The organism is Nostoc sp. DedQUE09 (assembly GCF_034530915.1).
Taxonomy (GTDB): Bacteria; Cyanobacteriota; Cyanobacteriia; order Cyanobacteriales; family Nostocaceae; genus Nostoc.
Window position 1 is genome coordinate 151,835 of the sequence record NZ_JAVRCE010000003.1, and the last position, 20,498, is coordinate 172,332.

Here is a 20,498-nt window from a genome sequence, read left to right on the forward strand (position 1 = left end):
TAGTATTCCGAAAGCTTTAATTTTTGGTACATTATTTGTGCAATTAAACAGCACTAACTCGATTATTGACAACTAAAGTTACTCCCAAAATCGATTCAGGTAGGAAAAACTTATGGCAATTATCATTGGAACCAACGGTAACGACACCCTACAGGGCGCTATTGATTACTACGAGGAATACGACACTTTAACTGGTGGCGGTGGCAACGATATATTTTTTGAGGGCGGCTCAAACTACATTAATACGATCGCCGATTTCGGTGGAGTAGGTAAAGGAACAAACCCAACAGCAGCAATCATTGCCGAAGTGGATACCCTAAATTTCCACCTCTATAGTGGCTTTACTGCCCAAAACTTGCTCCTCACCCAGAATGGCACAAGTCTGGAAATCAGCTTTCAAGAGTTTGGTAGATACAAATTCATCCTGGAAAACTTTGCTTTGTCCAACCTTGATAACCTCAGCAAATCCACTGGAGCCACTGTAGACTTAGGCAATATTCTGTTTTATGGGCAAACTACCATCACCGACAGCTTTGATGTCTTCGATGCCAACTCCACCCAAAGCACTGTGTTTAAAAAAAATACAGTCACCTTCCTAAACGACCTAGACAACAATGTTAGTGGATTTGACAATTCCAATGATGTGATCAATGGTCAAGGTGGTAATGACATTATTGAAGGCTTAAGTGGCAATGACATTTTGAGGGGTGGCGCGGGCAATAATACCCTCAACGGTGGTGTTGGTGACGATACTCTGTATGCTGACTCCCCCTCAAGCAATAATCTGTTTAATGGTGGCGATAGCAATGATTTTCTCTCCATCTCTGGCAGCTACAAGTACTATTCCTACGCACCAGACTACGACGATCGCTCTTTAGGCAATAATACCCTCAACGGTGGTGTTGGTGATGATACTTTAAATGCTAGCGGTTCACTTGGCGATAACCTCTTAGATGGAGGCGATGGCAATGATTCTCTTTCCATCTCTGGAAGTGGAAGCAGTGAGCAGTATTCAGCGTCTATCTCTGGCTCAGAAGGCGATAACACCCTCAACGGTGGTGCTGGTGATGATATCTTGAGTGCTACAGGTTCATCAGGCGATAACCTGCTTTTGGGAGGCGATGGCAATGATTTTCTAGACATCTCTGGCTATTTTTACCAATATTCGGACTCCTACTTCAGCTCTCGCTCATCTGGCAAGAACCTCCTTTCTGGGAGCGATGGTAATGATACTCTAACAGCCTCTGGTGCCACTGGTAATAACACCCTCAACGGTGGTAATGGCGATGATAGCCTCACAGGTGGTAATGGTAATGATAGCCTCACAGGCGGCGGTGGTAAGGATAAATTTGTTTACAAAGGCCTAAGCAACTACACAATTAATACTGGCACTCATACGATCGCCGATTTTACTGGAGTAGGTGAAGGAATAAACCCGACAGCAGCAGTCATAGCCGAAGTGGATACTCTGATATTCCAGGACAATAGTGGTTTCACTGCTCAAAACTTGCTTCTCACCCAGAATGGCACAAGTTTGTCAATCAGCTTTCAAGGAAATGGTGATACCAGATTCATCCTGGAAAACTTTGCCCTCTCCAACCTGGATAACCTCAGCAAATCTAATGGAGCCACTGTAGATTTAGGTAGTATTCTGTTTTTTGGGCAAACTACCATCACCGACAGCTTTGATGTCTTCGATGCTAACTCCACCCAAAGCACTGTCTTTAAAAAAAATACAGTCACCTTCCTAAATGACCTAGACAACAATGTTAGTGGATTTGACAATTCAAATGATGTCATCAATGGTCAAGGGGGTGATGACATTATTGAAGGCTTAAGTGGCAATGACATTTTGAGGGGTGGCGATGGCAATAATACTCTCAATGGTGACGATGGCAATGATACTCTCAATGGTGACGATGGCAATAACACCCTCAATGGCGGCAATGGCGATGATTCTTTAAATTTCCCCTCCCTATCTACGTTAGTAACTCAAACAGTAGACGGGGGAACAGGTAACGACAGCTTGTCTTTCAGTTATAGCAGTGCTACCACCGGAATTACTTCGACTTTCAATCCAACTAATAACACTGTAGTAATTTCTTCGACACCGGACACAACAGTGTTTAGCTACAAGAATATCGAACAATTAAATATCACAGGTACAGACTACGATGATTATCTTTTGGGAAGCAATGGTAATGATACACTCCGCTCAGGCAATGGTAACGATACAATAGATGGCGGCGCTGGTGAAGATATCTTGGATATTAGTTTTTCAACAGGGAATCATCTCCTCAATGGAGGCAATGGCAATGATTCTTTACAGGCCTTGAGTTACATTTACGATGAACTTGGAAATTACGTTGGGGGTAGCATATCTGGCGATAACACCCTCAACGGTGGTGTTGGTAACGATACATTAGATATTTACGGTTCAGCAGGCGATAATTTATTAGATGGGGGCGATGGTAATGATTTCCTCTCTGCTATTAACACCTCTGGTGAGAACACCCTCAACGGTGGTGTTGGTGACGATACATTGGATGTTAGCAGTTCAGCAGACAATATATTAGATGGGGGCGATGGTAATGATTCCTTGATAGCCTCTCCTTCCACTGGTAATAACACCCTCAAAGGTGGCAATGGTAATGACACCCTCAGAGGTGGCTTTGGCGATGCGATCATCATCGGTGGCAAGGGTAATGATCGGCTCTTTGGGGAAGGTGGCACTGATACCTTTGTTTTCAATAGTTTCGATGAAGGTCTTGATCTGATACGTGACTTCGGTAGCATTAATGAACCGAATGAATTAATTCAGGTGTCGGCTGCTGGTTTTGGTGGCGGTTTATCAGTAGGTGTACTTCAGGCAAGTCAGTTTACACTTGGAGAATCTGCAACCACTCTTCTCCAGCGATTTATTTATAACTCCGCTACAGGTGCATTGTTCTTTGACTCTGATGGTAGTGCAGGCGCATTTACTCAAGTACAATTTGCCGGATTATCTGCTGGTTTGTCATTAACGAACAATAATTTTGTGGTTGTTTAATCGTTATCCTTCATGTCATTGAATAAAGTATGCTGAAAGCTTTAACTTTTGGCAGATTATTTGTGCCATCAAACAACACCAACTCGATTATTGATATCATGTCCGCCTAATTAGTTATGATTTCCACAGTCATTGCACCCCACCTCTTAATCCCCTCCCCGCTTGCGGGGAGGGGAGACGAAGCGTAGCTTTGGCGGGGTGGGGTTCTTCGGGTTTAGTAAGTAATCAAGCGAACATGATATGACAACTGAAGTTACTCCCAAAATCGATTCAAGTAGGAAAAACTTATGGCAATTATCATTGGAACCAGCGGTAACGACACCCTACAGGGCGCTTTAGGTGGCTACGATGACACCCTAACTGGTGGCGGTGGCAACGATATATTTTTTGAGAGCGCCAACCCCTCCTATACGAGTGTAATCACCGATTTTGGTGGAGTAGGTAAAACAACAAACCCAACAGCAGCAGTCATTGCTGAAGTGGATACCCTAAATTTCCAGAGTAATAGTGGCTTCACTGCCCAAGACTTGATCCTTACCCAGAATGGCAACAACCTGGAAATCAACTTTCAAGAGTCTACCTTTCGTCGCAAAATCATTTTGGAAAACTTTGCCCTGTCCAACCTGGAAAACCTCACCAAATCTACTGGAGCCACTGTAGATTTGGGCAATATTCTGTTTTTTGGGCAAACTACCATCACCGACAGCTTTGATGTCTTCGATGCCAACTCCACCCAAAGCACTGTGTTTAAAAAAAATACAGTCACCTTTCTAAACGACCTCAACAACAATGTTAGCGGATTTGACAATTCCAATGATGTGATCAATGGTCAAGGGGGTGATGACATTATTGAAGGCTTAAGCGGCAATGACATTTTGAGGGGTGGTGCGGGCAATAATACCCTTAATGGTGGTATTGATAACGACTTTTTGGATGCTGACTTCCCCTCAGGCAATAATCTGCTTAATGGTGGCGATGGCAATGATTCTCTCTTCGCCTCTGGCAGCGACATCAGCTTATCCGAATACGTCTCCATATACGGCAAAAATCTCGACGATCGCTCTTTAGGCAATAATACCCTCAACGGTGGTGTTGGTGACGATTCTTTGGATGCTAGCGGTTCACTTGGCGATAACCTCTTAGATGGGGGCGATGGCAATGATTTTCTAGATATCTCTGGGAATGAAACCAGCACTGATCTCCAATCGTCTAGCTCTCGCTCAAATGGCGATAACACCCTCAACGGTGGTGCTGGTAACGATATTTTGGATGCTACAGGTTCATCAGGCGATAACCTGCTTTTTGGAGGCGATGGCAATGATTTTCTCGATATCTCTGGCGATTCGTACCAATATTTTGATGTTTACTCCAGCTCTCGCTCATCTGGCAAGAACCTCCTCTCTGGGGGCGATGGTAATGATACTCTAACAGCCTCTGGTGCCAGTGGTAATAACACCCTCAACGGTGGTAATGGCGATGATAGCCTTACAGGCGGTGGTGGTAATGATTGGCTTTTTGGGGAAGGTGGCACTGATACCTTTGTTTTCAATAGTTTCGATGAAGGTCTTGATCTGATACGTGACTTCGGTAGCATTAATGAACCGAATGAATTAATTCAGGTGTCGGCTGCTGGTTTTGGTGGCGGTTTATCAGTAGGTGTACTTCAGGCAAGTCAGTTTACACTTGGAGAATCTGCAACCACTCTTCTCCAGCGATTTATTTATAACTCCACTACAGGTGCATTGTTCTTTGACTCTGATGGTAGTGCAGACGCATTTACTCAGGTACAATTTGCCGGATTATCTGCCGGATTGTCACTAACGAACAACAATTTTGTGGTTGTTTAATCCTTGTCCTCCATGTGATGCGATGTCTGGCGACAAGCCGCTTCTTTACAAGACGCTGCGCGAACGCGTCTACGCCAATATCTAAAATATGAGCTAATTATGGATACCGTAATTACAGCAGAAAGAATCGAGTTACCACCTGGCGCGGTGTTGAAGCTTTTGGGAGATTGGAAAGTTACGCTAACCCTTAATTACGAATTATTATAATCCCTTCGATTTGCGAAACTCCTGAACAACATCTTTAACATCACGTAATTCCCCCTCAACTAAATAATTTAATTGCCGCATTTCATCTGCCGAAATTTTTCCAGAGAGGGAAGCGATCGCTGTTTTTAATTCGGGATATTTTTTTAATATTTCTTGTCGAACAATTGGCACAGTTTCGTAAGGTGGAAAATAATGTTTATCATCCTTGAGTACAACTAAACCCAAGCGAGAAATTTGCCCATCAGTGGAATTACCTGCTACCATATCCACCTGTTTTTGAATCAAAGCACGATATATTAAACCCAAGTCCATAATTTGGGGTGGTTTAGCAAAACGCAAATCGTAAGTTTTAGCTAATCCTGGGAAACCATCTTCGCGTTCTAAAAATTCGTAACCGAAACCGCCACGCCACTGCGGTGTATATTGAGTAGCTTGGGAGAGAGTTTGAATATTGTTCTGCTTGGCATCTTCACCTCGGATAATCATCGCAAAAGTATTTTCAAAACCTAAGCTAGGCATCACTTCCAGATTGAATTGCTGGGCGTATATTTGTTTTATGATTTCGTAAACTTCTTCGGATTTATTAACTGGTTTTTGCTTTAAAATTGCAGTCAAAGCTGTGCCTGTATACTCAATATAAGCATCAATTATGCCAGCCTTAATAGCGTTATGGCAAACAAATGAACCACCTAAACGGGGACGACGAGCTACTTTTAAATTAGTTGTCGCCTCGATTTGCTGCGCTAACAATTCGCCTAAAATATCTTGTTCAGTAAAATCTTTTGAAGCAACAACTATATTAGCATCTTTATTACTATTGATATTTCCCGTGCAGCCAGCGATTACCAGCAACAAAGCAAAAGTTAAAAAGCACAATGCCAAAAATCTTTTCATTACTTAACTTTTAATTTTTAATTTATTCTCCATCAAGCCAATTGCGAAGTCAGCGAGTAATGCAATTGCCGCCGCCGGAACTGCACCAGCTAAAATCAACTGATTGTTCACTACTGATATGCCGCGAAAAATAAACACTCCTAAACCACCTGCACCAATAGCCGCTGCAATAGTTGCAATACCAATGGCAATGACTGTTGCTACTCGCACTCCTGCCAAAATAAATCCCAGTGCTAAAGGAATTTCAACTTGCAACAATAATTGTCTATCTGTCATTCCCATGCCTCTCCCAGCTTCTCGAATCGCTGGATCTACGCCAGTAATACCTGTGTAAGTGTTACGAATTATTGGCAGCAAGGAATATACAGTCAGAGCAACAATAGCTGGTACTGCGCCAATTCCGCCAATTATGGGAACAGGAATGAGTAAGCCAAACAGCGCCAAACTGGGAATAGTTTGAAAAATATTTGCTATGCCGAGAATTGGCTGGCGGAGATAGGTTTTACGTGTAATCAAAATACCTAAAGGAATGCCTACAAGTATGGCAATTCCAATGGCAATGCCTACCAAAAATAGATGTTCGAGAGTATGCTGAAGGATTTCTGGGGCATACTTAACGAGGAAGAAATTTTTCATAAAGTATCTTGCAAGGAACGCAGACATTGAAGAAAGGCAAGGGTTTCTGGGTGTTGCGATCGCATAAATTCATCTGTCGTCCCCAATACTATCAATTCTCCGCCAGACATTAAACCAATTCTCGATGCTAAGACAAAGGCTTCTTGAATATCGTGGGTGACGAAAACAACTGTTTTACCTAACTCTTGCTGCAAATGCCGAAACTCTTGTTGCAGTTCTAGGCGCGTAATTGGATCGAGTGCGCCAAAGGGTTCATCCATCAACAACACTGGCGGATCTGCTGCTAAAGCCCTGGCTACACCGACTCTTTGCTTTTGTCCTCCCGAAAGTTCGTGCGGGTAACGCCCGGCGAATTGTGCTGGTTCTAAGCCTACAAGTTGCAACAATTCATAAACCCGCATTTTAATTTGTTTCGGTTGCCAACCTTCTAAAGACGGGACTAAACCCACATTGCGTTCTACAGTGAAATGGGGAAATAAACCAATTTCTTGAATTACGTAACCAATTTTTCGCCGCAGTTTAATTTCATCCCATTCAGTTGTGGGAATACCATCAAATAAAACTTCGCCTTGTGTAGGTGTAAATAGGCGATTAATTAGCTTCATTGTTGTAGTTTTGCCGCTACCACTGCGCCCAAGTAATACTAGTGCTTCTCCTTGGCGAATGGTGAAATTGAGGTTTGACACCAAGGGGCGATGATTGCGGCTAAAGGTAACATCGCGGAATTCGACGGTTGTTTGGTTATTTTGCGGCATTAATGGCTTTTGGTGGACGCTAGCTATATGTATTATGTGCTGATTTTGCTAGCGTGCTAACCCCCGATTTGCCAGATAAGGGGTTTGAGCAAATTATTAAATTAGTCTGAGTGGCGATTTTCTCCAAAGTAAGGAGTACCTAAAGCTTTAGGGGGTGTAGATTTCCCCAATTTACCCACTAATGCCAATAAAGCGATCGCATAAGGTAGCATTATTAAAAATTGGTCAGGGATATTGGCCCCTAATGCCTAAATTCGCAATTGTAAAGCTTCTGTAGCCCCAAACAGCAAACAAGCCAAAGCACTACCCACAGGATGCCATCTGCCAAAAATTAATGCTGCGATCGCAAAAAATTCTCTTAGTTGTTGCTTATAAGTATCTAGATCAGTCATAACCAAATGTCAAATTTTCTACACTTTATAGTAACTCTTGCTGTGATATTGAGTTGCTCGCTGCTGAATCCAAGCCTGACAGCACAAGCTGCAACTAGTGCGATGTCTACGATGATCACTGAGCCTTGCCGAAGTGTGGGCTACGCCTACGCAGTTTACGAACAACGGCTAATCCACAGTCCAGATGGTATCGGCAAATACTACATGGGACGCGAAATAGCCCAAGTTATGGGATACACTGGCGCAGGCTGGCTAGAACGTCCAAGTCGAGAGGGAGAAGAACAGCCAAGTAAGGTAGTCAGCCTCCTGAATCTGAAACCTAATGATGTGGTGGCGGATATTGGCGCTGGTACAGGTTACTTAAGCTTTCGCATCGCACCTTTATTAACAACAGGTAAGGTGTTAGCTGTTGATGTTCAACCAGAAATGTTGGAAATCATTGGGTTATTCAAAAAAGAGAAAAATATCACCAATGTTGAGCCGATTTTAGCAACTTTTACTGACCCCAACCTACCATCTGAAAGTATCGATTTAGCCTTGATGGTAGATGCTTATCATGAACTTGAGTATCCCCAAGAAGTGATGCAAGGAGTTGTGAAAGCACTTAAACCAGGTGGAAAGGTGGTGCTGGTTGAGTATCGGGGTGAAAATCCCTTTATTATGATTAAACGTCTGCATAAAATGACTCAAAAGCAAGCCCGTAAAGAAATGCAAGCTGTTGGTTTGGTTTGGCGGGAAACTAAAAACCTGTTACCTCAACAGCATTTAATGATATTTGAAAAACCTGATTCTAGCGATTTATTAACAAAATGAGGCTTGGGCAGTATTTCCGTAGAAAAATATGTACCAAGCCATAAGAAAGTAAGACTCCTTGCCAGAGCAGAAAATCATGGTCAACCTATCACTCAAGCAGCAAATTCCTCATTTAGAAAATGGCGATCGCCTCACTCGCTACGAATTTGAACGACGCTATCAAGCAATGCCCCGTCATCAAAAGGCAGAATTAATTGAAGGAGTTGTATACTTAGCATCGCCGTTACGCTTTGAAAGTCATGCTGAACCACATGGCCATACAATAACTTGGTTGGGAGTTTATGAAGCATCAACCCCTGGTGTGAGATTGGGAATTAAGCCAACAGTCCGCTTAGATCGAGACAATGAACCGCAACCTGATGGAGTGCTATTAATCACACCAGCAGCTAAAGGACAATCTCGTTTTAGTGGTGATGATTACATCGAAGGTGCGCCAGAACTTGTAATTGAGATAGCAGCTAGCAGCGTTGCTATTGATTTACATGACAAGAAAAAAGTTTATGGTCGTAATGGAGTAAAAGAATATATTGTTTGGCAAATATTTGAAAACAAATTAGATTGGTTTAGCCTGCAACAAGGAGAATATGTCTCCTTGGAAGTGAACGCCGATGGAATTATCAAAAGTCAAGTCTTTCCTGGTTTGTGGCTATCAATGTCCGATTTAATTGCTGGCAATATGCAACAAGTATTGGCTGTATTGCAGTTGGGATTAAATTCACCAGAACATCAAATATTTGTGCAGAAGTTGTCTAGTTAGAATGGGCTATGCTCCGCTGCGCTAACAGGAGTCAGAATAGTTAAAGAATCAGGAAAAGATTTGATGACTAGTTTGGCATCAGTCTATTTTTTGGGGAATGAGACTGGCGCTTTTGGTTACACTATCCCAAACAATCCAGTTAAAAGAATTATCTAAATCATCGGGGCTGTTTGAAACTTTAAAATATAGCTTTTCTTCACGTTTTCTTTCAATGGCAAAGTCGGCATTTTGAGCATAAGCGACTATAAAACCTTTGTCTCGCAAACAATACATCGCCCAGGCTTTCAGTGATTGCTTGTATGGTTCGTGTGGAATTGGCGGTTTTGTGATTGTGTCTTCAATTACTTTAAAGATTTGCGTGAGATTTGCAGCCATAGTAAATACTTTTGTTATTACCCCTAAGTTAACTAGCTTCTGGATCGCAACGAATTTCAATCATAAAGCCATCTGGATCGTAAAAATACACTCCTCTACCAGTAGGACGAGTGACTGGGCCATGTGTGATCGCTATTTTATTTTCTCTGATCACTGTCACCGCGCGATCAAATAACTGCGGATCAATATCAAAGGCGAGATGGTATGCTCTGGTGAATGTCTTCTCTGGATTGGGATCTGGTGGTGATAATTCTGGTTCCCCAAATAAATCGAGAATCGTACCATCCGGGGTGATGAAGTTGGCTACTTTCCCAGATGCGACAAGTTCCACCAGGGTTGCGGGTACTTCGTCACCTGTGAGTTCGTGCAAACCCAGAATTGTGCCATAAAAGTGGCGGGAAGCTTGCATATCCCGGACGTTGAGAGCAATGTGATGCACTTTACGCAGATTTCCTGGCGCAAGGACACTGTTCGCGGATTGGGTGCTAGATAGCATAGTAAAACAAAATCTCAATATTTTGATAGAAGCTGAACTTTTTACTTAAAGTTTAGTATTCATAATAAAAATCTATCATGGCATTTGATTATTCTTTAGACTTTAAAAATATTGATTTTCGCCAACATCCTGAACTCTATCGTGTTGGCAAGGGTGAGCAGGGTGTACTTTTGGTTGAACCATACAAATCAGAAATTCTTCCTTACTGGCGGTTTAAAACCCCTGATATTGCTAGAGAGTCGAGTGAAAAAATCTACAAGATGTTTCTTGATTATCTAGAACAAGATGATTTTGTCGGTGCGGATATGGCACGAAAGTTTATCCAAATGGGTTATACTCGCTCTCGCCGTTATGCTAATCATAAAAGTGGCAGGAAATATAAACAAAATTCGGATGCTTCAGGTGATAAAAAAGAGATTCTTCCTTATGAAGTAGACGCAGTTAAAGCGGAATCAGCAGCAATATTTAAAGCTAAGTGGGTAGAAGCAAAGACAAATGAGAAATATCAAGAGCTTTTAGCCAAGCATAAGCAGATGTATGAGAGTATCTGACCTTTGTAAATAAATATACTGGGCGATTAGAAATCGCGGCTATACAAACAAAGTCCGCCTGCGCGGACTCAGGAATTGGAAACCCACGATCGGTAGCTTTTGTCTGTATAGCCGTGAATTCCATTGGTCAGGGCGAGCCTTTGAGCTTCATTAATGAGCCTTTGAACTCCTTTAATGAGTCTTTGAGCTTCATTAATGAGCCTTTGAACTCCTTTAATGAGCCTTTGAGCTTCATTAATGAGTCTTTGAGCTTCATTAATGAGTCTTTGAACTCCTTTAATGAGTCTTTGAACTCCATTAATGAGCCTTTGAACTCCTTTAATGAGTCTTTGATACTCGTGAACGTGGTATTGTCACCAATTAATTTAAGATTAACGCGATCGCATCCTTTCTCTGGGCAATAGTTGTTTATCGCCATACCGGAATCAGCATCAAATCGAAATGATAGTCATACGTCCACACGGGTAACTTCATTTCCTCTGACAAAATAGCAGTGACAGCATCGCACAGGGTAATCCGTTGATCTGGAAAATTTGCAGCTTTTTCCACTGCTGCTGTATATTGCTCCTGTGAAGGATTAACGAAATTAACTGCTTCTCTACACTGTTTAGCAAAGCTAATCGCTTGTTCAGCTCCGAGACGATATAGCAAAAGATTATATGTTTCCAGGTAAACAGGAAAGGGAACTAGGATTATTAAATTTTCTGTATTGATCCGTTTTAGTTCAGCTTGTGAACGCTCATGATATTGGTCGTCTACATCTACAGCAGCGTACAAAGGTCCAGTGTCAGCAAATACGGCTCTCAAGGTGTGTTTGGTGGTAATGACTGTAAAAATGCTTGTTCAGCTAGAATTTTATCGTGATTTACCGATGCATCTTTAAATCCGCTTCCCTTTGGTGCAGGAGTAAGAGATAGACCTTGCTTTCGTGAAACCAAATAGCCGCGTTGACAAAGAAAATCTTCTAAAGCAATTTCTGCAACGACATTCGCGGGTATGGAAACTTCCTGATCTTTGATATAGGCATTGAGAGCATTAGCGATCGCATCTGGCAGAGTAATATTGAAGGACTGCATAAGCTGGTTAGATTGTGAGCGATTAATTTAAGATTAACGCGATCGCATCTCCCTTATCTTCATTGCATCAGTTCTCTGGACAAGCCAACAAAAATCATTAAGATTAAGGCGATCGCATCTCTCCTTATTCACCCATTGAAACTTGACTGGGGTCAAACAACCACCCATCCCCGACAATCTCCTCTAGGCGTTGGTTGAGCCGAGGGAGGAAATATTCTGGATCATTTAGTCTTTGCTGGAAAACCCAAGCATCAAACGCTTCCTGTGTCTTAACTCCCTGTCTACCCGCCGCCTCTGATATCATCCTCAAACTATGCTGTTGGAGTTCCTCTAACTGCGGGTGACCTTCATCTCGGTAATTGCACAAGAACATTGCCGTTGCTCCTAGCAAAGCTTGTAATTCATCGCCTTGAGGTACTGCATTATATAAAGCAATAATTGGCACAATAGGCTTTGATAAAGGGCTTTGAAGCCTCAGACAAAGCCATGTAGCTTGAGTTAGATAAAGAAGACACTTACTTGCAGATGCTACGCCCAAATTAATTAGGACTTTTACTAAGTCTACATAAGCTTTTGACTCCCCTAAAGCTCGTGCTGACAATTCCAGTAACTTTGAACCTCTATAAATTTCACCTTGTTCAAAAGCTGTACACGCCATATTGTTTAGTGTGAAACCTTTCCCTCTGGCATCACCAATATGCTCACTAATTGTCAAAGCTTGTTGCCATAAATTCAGTGCTTGCGGTATGTCACCCTGTTTGAGAGTTGCTTGCCCCATGTTATTTAGGATGTAGGCTTTTGCTCTAGCATCGCCAATATGGTCATTAATTGCCAAAGCTTGTTGCCATAAATTCAGTGCTTGCGGTATATCGCCTTCTTGGAAAAGTACGCATCCTATACCGCTGAGGGCGGAAGCTTGGTCTTGGGCAGATCCTATGCGCTCACTAATTTCTAAGGCTTGCTGCCATAACTTCAGTGCTTGCGGTATGTCACCCTGTTGGGCAATCACTTGTCCCATATCATTGAGAGTAGCGGCAATTCCTTGAGCATTGCCTATACCCTCATCAATTTCTAAAGATTCCTGCCATAATTGCAGTGCTTGTGGGATGTCTCCCTGTTGGGCTATGACTCTTGCCATTTGGTGGAGTGTAGCAGCTCTTCCTAGAGCATCTCCAATTTTGTCCTTGATTTCTAAAGATTCCTGCCATAATTGCAGTGCTTGTGAGATGTCACTCTGTTGGGCTAGGACTCTCGCTATTTGGTGGAGAACATTAGCTTTTCCTTGGAGATTCCCTGTGCGCTCCTCGATTTCCAACGCTTGTCTAGACAGTTGAAGTGCTTTGTGGATGTCACCCTGTTGGGCAATCACCCGTGCCATATCGTTGAGGGTAAGAGCTTTTCCTTCGGAATCGCCAATGCACTCCTTAATTTTTAGTGATTCCTGCCAGAATTGTAGCGCTCCATGAATTTCTCCTTGTTGGGCCATTAGACCTGCTGTGTTATGGAATATAGTAGCTTTACGAATTTCATCCTCCTCAGGACAACAATCCAAGGCTTTCTGATAATGGCTAAGTGCATTTTCGGCACTTCCTAATACAAATTCTGCTGGTGCAATGCTTGCCAAGATACGGTAATCCGAGAAATTTTGCAGTATTTGAGAACAAAGTTGTACTACTTCCACATAACGGTAAGTATTCGACCAAAAAGTAGCGATTTTTTCCCCAATGCTGACAGCAATTTCCTGCTCTTTTGCCAGCAGCCCTAACCGCACAATTTCCAGTGCTTCTGCTTCCGTTTTTTGCTCAGACTCCCCCCACCAGACTTGATGGATTTTCCTTACCGCCTGCTGTCGTGTTGCTTGCCATTCTTCCTCACTCAACAATGGTTCCAGCAACGGTTCTAAAATTGTCGTCACCCGATAATTAGCTGGCTGGTTGGGGTGAGTGATGGCAGATTCAACTAGGCTAAGGCTGGTTAGCTTGCCCAAAACTGCCAATCCCCCGGCGGTAGAAATTGCCCTGACAATCTCCTCCGTCACAGGCAGATGAAACACACTCAACCGTGCCAAAAACTTTTGTTCTTCCGGTTCCAAAGCATCCAGCAGAGTTTGTGCCAAAATATCTTCGCGGAATTTCTGCTCAGTCTCCTCCAGACGATTCAATAATTCATCCGCCGCTAATCCCGGCTGCTGAATCACCTCTAATAGCCACTTCAGCAACCGGGGATTACCATCAGCAATGTGAATAATTTGCTGAGTTCTTAACTGCTGCCTAACTTCTTTATCTAAGGGAAAGCAGATTTTATCAATATCACTGCTGCTCATCTGTTCCAGGTGTTCCAAATGCAGGCGATGAGGTGGCAAAGTGTCTGATTTCAAATAGCGACAGGTGACAATCAGCCGACTTTCTCCCCCGTTCTCCGCCAATGCCGCACAAATCGCCCCTAAAATCTCGTAAGCATCTGCCGTCATCCACAGCGAACCATCTTCAATATTAGCTGTGGGGATATTCTGCTCAAAGTCATCCAGCACCAGCAGCAAAGGTTGGTTGTGTTCCTTTTCAATCGCTGCAAAAAAGTTTTGCAACCGCCCTTTCAAAGACACCTTTGGTTCATTCAAAAGTGCTGGCACATCTGCAAACCGCTCAAACTTATTAGAAAGCTTATTCAACAAACCCCACTCATCCAGAGGGCCAATCAAAACGACTCGCGCAAAATTGTCACGCTGCGTCTGCACCCGCGTACATAACCGCGCCGCCAGGGTACTTTTTCCCAATCCGCCCATCCCAGCAATAAACACCCCGATTTGGTCGCTGGTTTCCCGCAATGCCCTGAGACACCGTTGCAAAGGTCGTCTGCGTCCGACAAACTCAAACCGACTGGCAACTTTAACTAGATTATTCTCATCGAGAAATTCTTGCTCTGGCGCTGTAAACTTCAGCTTTTCACGATTTTTTGTTCTCAGTGGTGTCACCAGTTCTGCAATCGGGCGCGTATCCCGATACATCCGCAACAGATACCAGTCGGTGCATTCTTTGTCAATCATCTCCTGCTGCGCTGCTTTGACTGCTTCTTCAACAGTTGCCCCCGTCGCCAAAGCTTGATAAAGTGCCTGTGCCGCTACAATACCCGTGCGGTCATACACCGGACGCGCCCAGCCTAAAACGATACCTGCCCCCGCTTTCACCAATGCCTGCGCCATCGAGGGTACTGTCCCCTTGTTAGGAACCTGTCCCGTATGACAACCAGAGAGAAAAGTTACACGGGGCCAGCGTCCGTGAAAGGCTCTAGCTAAGTCGTTGACGGTAGTCAGTTGCATATTTCCCACCTCATCTTCAGTGATGAAGCAGGGGGTATTGTCTGCCAGGGTTACACTTTTTGGCAGCAAAGAGCCGTAGCCTTGTTGGGTATAAATTATCCCGTGTCCCGTAAGGTGAAAGACATCAAAATAGTCTTCTGGGTAGGATTTCACCAAATTGGCTAACTCTGCAACCGAGCCACTTTCCTCAACAATCAACGCCAAGGGCTGATCTTTAGTTGCTTGCAAAATGTTCGCTTCTTCCTGCTCAAACCCTAATGGTGGAACTCTGGGATCTTCAGGAGAAGTTGCCATGAAAAGCAACCGCAACGGGCGATTTTGCACGCCGATAACTTGGGTTTGACGCTGTTGCACAGAACGCACTGGCAAAACGGAAAGATTCTGGCGTTCGATTAAAAACCCTGCACCATCATGTAGCAATTCCCAAGGCAAATGTGCCAATCCCAACGCTACCCGTTCTGTTTCCGGGTTCAACCCCTGCGCTTCGCTGGTTTGAATCAAATCGAGATAAATCGTTTGCTCATCCGCCTCATCCAGCGACTTTCTCAGCCATCCTTCTTTACCATCCAGCCATTGATAAAGTTGCCGTCCCAACTGGGTGAGATAGGGTAGACGATCTCTTTGTTGAGCATAGTAATTTTGCTCACACAAATCAATGAGTGCTGCCAACTCCGTTTTATCCAAGCGGCGTGAACCATAATCACAGCGCAGTTCAAAAGTTTGCTGTTGACTGAGGGCGAAGGCAAAGTTTAGCGGCATGGTTTGCAAGGGTAGATTGCACAATAACCTTCACCGTATTATCAGTAAATTCAATCGTCAACAAAGCCAACGCCTTAATGGTTATCGTCGATATTCGTCGCCGCAATCGCCGATTAGCTGGTACAAATCGCGTGATTGGCGAGATACTGCATTGATGCGATCGCGATCGTCTTCATCTAAACTAAAACTAAATACTTTGGCGTTATCTTCTATATGTTCAGATACACCAAGTCTTGCACCAACTATCACACCGCCCACAGTTGGCTGATCTAAAATGTAACGCACTGCCACATTAGAAATACTTACCCGATGCTTATTAGCAATTTCCTTCAGGATAGCCAGTAACTCTTGAAATAATTGCCAACCACCCCAAGCATCAATCATATTTTTATATTTTTTCAAACTAGCAGTAGAGAGATCAAATCCTCTTGGTTCCGGTTTACCCAAATAGTTTTCTGATAACAAACCGCCGCACAATGTACCGTAAGTAAAAAGTTTTATGTCATGCTGCTGACAAAACTCCACCATATTAACTTCAGGACGGCGATCAATCAGGGAAAATTGCACTTGGTTAGAAACGATCTTGATGCCTGCTTCAGTAATAATCTTTAAGTTTTCCGTGTCAAAATTAGTTAAACCTAAATGCTTAATTTTACCCTCCGTCTGAAGTTCTGCCATATATTTGAGGGCATCCAGATAATTTTTATCCTGATATTCCCACCAATGAAATTGCATCAAATCTAACGATTGCACATTCATTCTTCTCAGGGAAATATCAATATTTTCCTCGACGAGTTTCTTCGTCATTTTACCAGGACGAGGTACCCACTTTGTAAAGGCTTGCACCTGAGATAAAGCATCTTTACCACGAGTATCAATTAGTTGACAGCGAAACTCACCAATAAAATCTTCTGCGGGGCCATAATGATCTGCTAAATCCCAAGTGGTAAAGCCAGCATCTACATATTTGAACATAGTCTCAATAGCGGCTTGAGGATTGATCTGTCCGTGTGCGCCGGAGACTTGCCACATCCCATTTAATATACGGCAGATGTTCAAATCAGGAGTAAATTGGAGACGACTAGCTGCGGGTAAGTTCATTTTCAATTTATGAGTGAAAAGTTAGGAATGGGAAGACTTAACAATTACTAATAGATAAATCATAACTGATAATTCCTAACTCCCAACTCCTAACTTTTTAATGCCAGCCTTTTTCAGCTTGTTCGAGAACGTAAGCAGCAACGTCTTGGATTTGCTGTTTGCTGAGGCGTTCTTTGTAGGCTGACATATTATTTTTACCATTGGTAACTATAGATGTAACTGCCTCTATTGAATCCATACCATACTTTTTCAGGGCTTGCTTTTTGAGATTTTTACCTCGCCTAATTATGTTGCTGCCATTGATATGACAACCAGCACAATGAACACTAAATATTTGTTCACCATTAACTGTGTCTGCTGCACTAACGGGCAAAGTAAAAGCACTGATAAATAACAAAAACGTTATTAAGATTAATGTAAGTAGTTTCTTCAATGAACTTCTCCAGATTTTGACAAACTAGTTGTAAGCATAAGTATCAAAACCAATACTAAAGGGATTCAAAGTCAGTTGTAAATCCAGCAAAATTTGCACAATCTTCTTGAAAAGCTTCTGCATCATTAACATCTTCAATTTTATAAGACATGATGCGCGTACCATCTGGCATTTTTTTGGAACCAATTAATTCACCTTTATATTTCTCTGCGATCACTTTAAAATCAACACCATAGATTTTCCAGGCATCAGCCGAACAAGTAATATTTACTCGCCACATATTTCACTCTCAATTACTACCACTAAATATTCATCATCCCACAAATGGGCAACATCTTACACATCACCTCTTTGAGACTGTAATTTTCTATCTTAAGGAAGTACCAAGCCCGATCGGGCTACGCCATAATGTGGATGTAGGAACATTTCTAGAAAATATTATCCCAATTAGTTAAATTCTACGAGTTGAAAATGCCTAACAATATCAAGCAACAAATTCAAGCAGACTTACAACAAGCAAAAGAAACTGGACAATTAAGAACTGAGCGGATTCGAGAAATAGTAAAATCCGCAGTTTCTCAAGTAGCTTCTGAGTTCAAACAAGGTTCTAGTGAAGTTCGTACCCTTGTTAGAGATGCAGTTTCTGCTGTAATTGAAAACTTCCAAGAAAAAGGTAGCGAACTTAAAGAAAAGGGTACTGAACTCAAAGATGAAGTGACAGCTTCTATTGAAGGAGCGCTGGAAGGGATTAATAGCAAAAGACACGAAAGTATTGCTCAAACTCAAACAGATATAAAAAGGCTACAAGCTCAACTAGATGGTGAAGAAGAACAACTTCAACAAGAAGTTGATGTAATTTTGGCAGAAATTGAAGAGACGAGTAAGGAAAAACCTGCGAGTACCAAAACTGCAATTGATTCTGCTATCAACGCCCTTAAAGATAGTGAAGAGGCAGGATTGTTAAAGAAACGTTACGCGCAACTGCAAGCGCAGCTAGCCATTGTCCGAGCGAACTTAGCTGCACGCTATGGCGGACGTAATATGGAGGTTCAGGATTATCTAAACGAGGCTAAACACTGGTACGATAAGGCTCGTCCCCAAGCAGAATCTATGGCTGTGCAGGTAGAAGAGAAGCGATCGCAGCTTGAAGATAAACTGGGTGAAGCTGGTACATCTCTAGCCAGAAAAGAGCGCCAAATCAAACAAACATTGAGAGAGTTACTCTTAACGGCGGCTGACTTATTCAAAGATAAGGAACCTGCTAATAAAGAGCGGGAGACTATTCATAAATAGGCTAGACTGCTTCTCACAAAACCCTGATACATATAGAATTTTAGTAGGGACACGGCAATGCTGTGTCCCTACTAACGTATTTGTAGAATTATTAAATACTCACTTTTCGTAGGGTGCGTTGGCTAAAGGCTAAGGCATCGCTTGATAAGCTGAAAAATATCTAAATTACCATAATTGTAGGACTAGGACTATTGTTATAGCGCCTTAATCCCCCCGATGCATTGGGGGGAAACAAGAGAATCTAGTTCCCTCCCCAATACATACGGGGAGGGTTAGGGTGGGGTAATCTATCGCAAACATTTTTTGAATCGCTATAACTTCTAATTCTGATAGAAACTAAAATGGTGCGTTACAGCTAAAGCCGTAACGCACCATACTTAATATTTCCTAAAATCCATCTTGCGTACTAGTAAATATTTCCTTCTCTATTCAGTTGTTCATCATGCTTGGCAATAACCCAAATTGCATGAATACTACCGGGTAGCCAACCTAAAACTGTAAGCAAGATGTTAATAAACAAGGTTGGGCCAATTCCAACTGTCAGGAAAACGCCTAGAGGAGGCACTAACAAACCTAGAAGAAAACGAACTAATTTCATGTTTTTGCCGTATTTTTGTGAGTTTCTTTAATTACATTCTGGTGAATATACAGAATTAGTAAATCCACCTTCGGATACTTTATTTGGAGTAGAGACGTGAAAAAAATTGGTCTTTCTACTCCTTAATAATACTTATCTAGAAGGTAATTCACCTTGGGTTTTTACATCGCCACTGCCGGCTAACAGATTTTTTTCAACAAAGTAGTTGTTAATGAAAGTGTTTGCAAAAGTTAGAATCACCGGTCCAAGAAGGAAACCAATAATTCCGCGAACTGCGAACCCAGGAACTAGGGCTGCTGCTAACCAGAAACACAAACCGTTAACGACGAGCGAAAATGCTCCAAATGATAGAAAGTTAAGTGGTAGAGAAAGAGCAGACAAAACTGGTTTAACTGAACCGTTAATTAGACCAATTACTAAAGCAGCAATTATAGCTGCGGGAAAGTTAGCAATATTAACGCCTGGAACAACTAAATCAACAATCAACAGGCTCAAAGCTGTAGCTAGGGCGGTTAATAATGGTGTTAACATTTTTCTTACCTAATCACTAAAAGATTTTTTGTAACTTCTTATCTCATCTTCAACTATGTGCTAGGTTTTAACCTCTCTTGCAAGATAGAATTTGGTTCTACCGTTAGGCCGATCATGGAAAAAAATATAGCGGTTCCAATCCTGCGTAGGTTTTACTTAAAAAAGCACTCCGAGGTAGGTTGGGTTGAGGAACTAAACTCAACATTTTCACGATTCTGTCGGGTTTCACTACCTACAACCCAACCTACAAATCTTCTTAACTGATTAGTGTTGCGATCGCTCAGATTTTCCAGACTCAGGCTGATAGTAAAGGGCTGATTTATACAAGATTTGTTCTTGATGGGTTTCTAAAGTGCAATCAGACAAAGGGTAAGTTACACAAGTAACAACATAACCAGCCTGTACTTCGTTTGGACGCAGAAATTTTTGCTCACTTTGGTCAACTTCACCACTAATAAGTTTAGCAATACACGCAGAACATTCGCCTTGTTTACACCCAGATGGTAGGCGGATACCAGCTTCTTCCGCCATATCCAGAATATATTGCTCGTCTGGTACTGAAATGGTGCGATCTAATCCAAGTGTAGGATTGATAAATCGAACTTGATAAACTGCCATC

The 20,498-nt window shown here is 42.4% G+C and carries 21 protein-coding genes and 1 pseudogene; 6 read left to right on the top strand and 16 right to left on the bottom strand.

Annotated features, from left to right (window positions below; all coding sequences use genetic code 11):
* The first annotated feature begins 112 nt into the window (after positions 1 to 112).
* Both RMY27_RS03095 and RMY27_RS03100 read left to right on the top strand, forming a co-directional pair.
* Entirely contained in the window at positions 113 to 3,049 is a 2,937-nt protein-coding gene (locus tag RMY27_RS03095) for a calcium-binding protein (RefSeq protein WP_322660315.1), read from the top strand.
* A gap of 287 nt (positions 3,050 to 3,336) precedes the next feature.
* On the top strand, positions 3,337 to 4,896 hold the full coding sequence (locus RMY27_RS03100; RefSeq protein ID WP_322660317.1) for a calcium-binding protein: 1,560 nt from the start codon (positions 3,337 to 3,339) through the stop codon (positions 4,894 to 4,896).
* A gap of 201 nt (positions 4,897 to 5,097) precedes the next feature.
* Here RMY27_RS03100 and RMY27_RS03105 read toward each other — a convergent pair whose 3' ends face one another.
* The 4 genes and pseudogenes from RMY27_RS03105 to RMY27_RS03120 all read right to left on the bottom strand — a co-directional run.
* Complete coding sequence (locus RMY27_RS03105; protein WP_322660319.1) at positions 5,098 to 5,997, bottom strand: glycine betaine ABC transporter substrate-binding protein; 900 nt, start codon at positions 5,995 to 5,997, stop codon at positions 5,098 to 5,100.
* A 3-nt stretch (positions 5,998 to 6,000) separates the two neighbouring features.
* The gene (locus RMY27_RS03110; protein WP_322660322.1) at positions 6,001 to 6,633 is read right to left on the bottom strand and encodes an ABC transporter permease; all 633 of its coding nucleotides are present in this window, start codon (positions 6,631 to 6,633) and stop codon (positions 6,001 to 6,003) included.
* Entirely contained in the window at positions 6,630 to 7,388 is a 759-nt protein-coding gene (locus RMY27_RS03115; RefSeq protein WP_322660324.1) for an ATP-binding cassette domain-containing protein, read from the bottom strand. Before RMY27_RS03115 ends, RMY27_RS03110 begins: the two co-directional genes overlap by 4 nt.
* A gap of 101 nt (positions 7,389 to 7,489) precedes the next feature.
* Positions 7,490 to 7,741: pseudogene (locus RMY27_RS03120) on the bottom strand (ABC transporter permease); the annotation flags it as partial.
* Positions 7,742 to 7,786: 45 nt separating this feature from the next.
* On the opposite strand from RMY27_RS03120, the gene RMY27_RS03125 reads away from it, so the two are divergent.
* Together RMY27_RS03125 and RMY27_RS03130 are read left to right on the top strand one after the other, a co-directional pair.
* On the top strand, positions 7,787 to 8,593 hold the full coding sequence (locus RMY27_RS03125) for a class I SAM-dependent methyltransferase (protein ID WP_322660325.1): 807 nt from the start codon (positions 7,787 to 7,789) through the stop codon (positions 8,591 to 8,593).
* 76 nt (positions 8,594 to 8,669) lie between these two features.
* On the top strand, positions 8,670 to 9,350 hold the full coding sequence (locus tag RMY27_RS03130; protein ID WP_322660327.1) for a Uma2 family endonuclease: 681 nt from the start codon (positions 8,670 to 8,672) through the stop codon (positions 9,348 to 9,350).
* Between the two features lie 78 nt (positions 9,351 to 9,428).
* On the opposite strand, the gene RMY27_RS03135 is transcribed toward RMY27_RS03130, so the two are convergent.
* Together RMY27_RS03135 and RMY27_RS03140 are read right to left on the bottom strand one after the other, a co-directional pair.
* The gene (locus RMY27_RS03135) at positions 9,429 to 9,725 is read right to left on the bottom strand and encodes a hypothetical protein (protein WP_185585967.1); all 297 of its coding nucleotides are present in this window, start codon (positions 9,723 to 9,725) and stop codon (positions 9,429 to 9,431) included.
* 28 nt (positions 9,726 to 9,753) lie between these two features.
* Positions 9,754 to 10,221, bottom strand: coding sequence for a VOC family protein (locus RMY27_RS03140; RefSeq protein WP_322660330.1), 468 nt, complete (start codon positions 10,219 to 10,221; stop codon positions 9,754 to 9,756).
* Positions 10,222 to 10,298: 77 nt separating this feature from the next.
* Between RMY27_RS03140 and RMY27_RS03145 the strand changes: the two genes are divergently transcribed.
* Positions 10,299 to 10,772, top strand: a complete 474-nt coding sequence (locus RMY27_RS03145; RefSeq protein WP_322660332.1) for a DUF4385 domain-containing protein — start codon at positions 10,299 to 10,301, stop codon at positions 10,770 to 10,772.
* A gap of 127 nt (positions 10,773 to 10,899) precedes the next feature.
* Here the strand turns inward: RMY27_RS03145 and RMY27_RS03150 are convergent, their stop codons facing one another.
* From RMY27_RS03150 to RMY27_RS03180, 7 genes are all read right to left on the bottom strand, one after another.
* Positions 10,900 to 11,190, bottom strand: coding sequence for a hypothetical protein (locus tag RMY27_RS03150; RefSeq protein WP_322660334.1), 291 nt, complete (start codon positions 11,188 to 11,190; stop codon positions 10,900 to 10,902).
* The gene (locus RMY27_RS03155) at positions 11,181 to 11,579 is read right to left on the bottom strand and encodes a type II toxin-antitoxin system VapC family toxin (protein ID WP_322660336.1); all 399 of its coding nucleotides are present in this window, start codon (positions 11,577 to 11,579) and stop codon (positions 11,181 to 11,183) included. Before RMY27_RS03155 ends, RMY27_RS03150 begins: the two co-directional genes overlap by 10 nt.
* Complete coding sequence (locus tag RMY27_RS03160; RefSeq protein ID WP_322660338.1) at positions 11,576 to 11,848, bottom strand: hypothetical protein; 273 nt, start codon at positions 11,846 to 11,848, stop codon at positions 11,576 to 11,578. Before RMY27_RS03160 ends, RMY27_RS03155 begins: the two co-directional genes overlap by 4 nt.
* Before the next feature lie 124 nt (positions 11,849 to 11,972).
* Positions 11,973 to 15,923 carry a tetratricopeptide repeat protein gene (locus RMY27_RS03165; RefSeq protein ID WP_322660340.1) on the bottom strand — a complete coding sequence of 1,317 codons (3,951 nt, stop codon included), beginning with the start codon at positions 15,921 to 15,923 and terminating at the stop codon, positions 11,973 to 11,975.
* An 81-nt stretch (positions 15,924 to 16,004) separates the two neighbouring features.
* Positions 16,005 to 17,024 carry an aldo/keto reductase gene (locus RMY27_RS03170; protein ID WP_322660342.1) on the bottom strand — a complete coding sequence of 340 codons (1,020 nt, stop codon included), beginning with the start codon at positions 17,022 to 17,024 and terminating at the stop codon, positions 16,005 to 16,007.
* Between the two features lie 97 nt (positions 17,025 to 17,121).
* Complete coding sequence (gene petJ / locus RMY27_RS03175; RefSeq protein WP_322660344.1) at positions 17,122 to 17,457, bottom strand: cytochrome c6 PetJ; 336 nt, start codon at positions 17,455 to 17,457, stop codon at positions 17,122 to 17,124.
* A 55-nt stretch (positions 17,458 to 17,512) separates the two neighbouring features.
* Positions 17,513 to 17,737, bottom strand: coding sequence for a hypothetical protein (locus RMY27_RS03180; protein ID WP_322660346.1), 225 nt, complete (start codon positions 17,735 to 17,737; stop codon positions 17,513 to 17,515).
* A 191-nt stretch (positions 17,738 to 17,928) separates the two neighbouring features.
* Between RMY27_RS03180 and RMY27_RS03185 the strand changes: the two genes are divergently transcribed.
* On the top strand, positions 17,929 to 18,750 hold the full coding sequence (locus RMY27_RS03185) for a histidine kinase (protein WP_322660348.1): 822 nt from the start codon (positions 17,929 to 17,931) through the stop codon (positions 18,748 to 18,750).
* A 406-nt stretch (positions 18,751 to 19,156) separates the two neighbouring features.
* Here the strand turns inward: RMY27_RS03185 and RMY27_RS03190 are convergent, their stop codons facing one another.
* The 3 genes from RMY27_RS03190 to RMY27_RS03200 all read right to left on the bottom strand — a co-directional run bounded on the left by RMY27_RS03190 (position 19,157) and on the right by RMY27_RS03200 (position 20,497).
* Complete coding sequence (locus RMY27_RS03190) at positions 19,157 to 19,348, bottom strand: YqaE/Pmp3 family membrane protein (protein WP_100898558.1); 192 nt, start codon at positions 19,346 to 19,348, stop codon at positions 19,157 to 19,159.
* Between the two features lie 132 nt (positions 19,349 to 19,480).
* On the bottom strand, positions 19,481 to 19,879 hold the full coding sequence (locus RMY27_RS03195) for a phage holin family protein (RefSeq protein WP_322660350.1): 399 nt from the start codon (positions 19,877 to 19,879) through the stop codon (positions 19,481 to 19,483).
* Between the two features lie 264 nt (positions 19,880 to 20,143).
* Positions 20,144 to 20,497, bottom strand: coding sequence for a 2Fe-2S iron-sulfur cluster-binding protein (locus RMY27_RS03200; protein ID WP_322660352.1), 354 nt, complete (start codon positions 20,495 to 20,497; stop codon positions 20,144 to 20,146).
* Position 20,498 lies beyond the last annotated feature (1 nt).

Excerpts from the sequence above, each read along its gene's own strand:
- RMY27_RS03095 (WP_322660315.1), top strand. The coding sequence starts at position 113 with ATGGCAATTATCATTGGAACCAACGGTAACGACACCCTACAGGGCGCT.
- RMY27_RS03100 (WP_322660317.1), top strand. The coding sequence starts at position 3,337 with ATGGCAATTATCATTGGAACCAGCGGTAACGACACCCTACAGGGCGCT.
- RMY27_RS03105 (WP_322660319.1), bottom strand. The coding sequence starts at position 5,997 with ATGAAAAGATTTTTGGCATTGTGCTTTTTAACTTTTGCTTTGTTGCTG.
- RMY27_RS03110 (WP_322660322.1), bottom strand. The coding sequence starts at position 6,633 with ATGAAAAATTTCTTCCTCGTTAAGTATGCCCCAGAAATCCTTCAGCAT.
- RMY27_RS03115 (WP_322660324.1), bottom strand. The coding sequence starts at position 7,388 with ATGCCGCAAAATAACCAAACAACCGTCGAATTCCGCGATGTTACCTTT.
- RMY27_RS03125 (WP_322660325.1), top strand. The coding sequence starts at position 7,787 with ATGTCAAATTTTCTACACTTTATAGTAACTCTTGCTGTGATATTGAGT.
- RMY27_RS03130 (WP_322660327.1), top strand. The coding sequence starts at position 8,670 with ATGGTCAACCTATCACTCAAGCAGCAAATTCCTCATTTAGAAAATGGC.
- RMY27_RS03135 (WP_185585967.1), bottom strand. The coding sequence starts at position 9,725 with ATGGCTGCAAATCTCACGCAAATCTTTAAAGTAATTGAAGACACAATC.
- RMY27_RS03140 (WP_322660330.1), bottom strand. The coding sequence starts at position 10,221 with ATGCTATCTAGCACCCAATCCGCGAACAGTGTCCTTGCGCCAGGAAAT.
- RMY27_RS03145 (WP_322660332.1), top strand. The coding sequence starts at position 10,299 with ATGGCATTTGATTATTCTTTAGACTTTAAAAATATTGATTTTCGCCAA.
- RMY27_RS03150 (WP_322660334.1), bottom strand. The coding sequence starts at position 11,190 with ATGGCGATAAACAACTATTGCCCAGAGAAAGGATGCGATCGCGTTAAT.
- RMY27_RS03160 (WP_322660338.1), bottom strand. The coding sequence starts at position 11,848 with ATGCAGTCCTTCAATATTACTCTGCCAGATGCGATCGCTAATGCTCTC.
- RMY27_RS03165 (WP_322660340.1), bottom strand. The coding sequence starts at position 15,923 with ATGCCGCTAAACTTTGCCTTCGCCCTCAGTCAACAGCAAACTTTTGAA.
- RMY27_RS03170 (WP_322660342.1), bottom strand. The coding sequence starts at position 17,024 with ATGAACTTACCCGCAGCTAGTCGTCTCCAATTTACTCCTGATTTGAAC.
- RMY27_RS03180 (WP_322660346.1), bottom strand. The coding sequence starts at position 17,737 with ATGTGGCGAGTAAATATTACTTGTTCGGCTGATGCCTGGAAAATCTAT.
- RMY27_RS03185 (WP_322660348.1), top strand. The coding sequence starts at position 17,929 with ATGCCTAACAATATCAAGCAACAAATTCAAGCAGACTTACAACAAGCA.
- RMY27_RS03190 (WP_100898558.1), bottom strand. The coding sequence starts at position 19,348 with ATGAAATTAGTTCGTTTTCTTCTAGGTTTGTTAGTGCCTCCTCTAGGC.
- RMY27_RS03195 (WP_322660350.1), bottom strand. The coding sequence starts at position 19,879 with ATGTTAACACCATTATTAACCGCCCTAGCTACAGCTTTGAGCCTGTTG.
- RMY27_RS03200 (WP_322660352.1), bottom strand. The coding sequence starts at position 20,497 with ATGGCAGTTTATCAAGTTCGATTTATCAATCCTACACTTGGATTAGAT.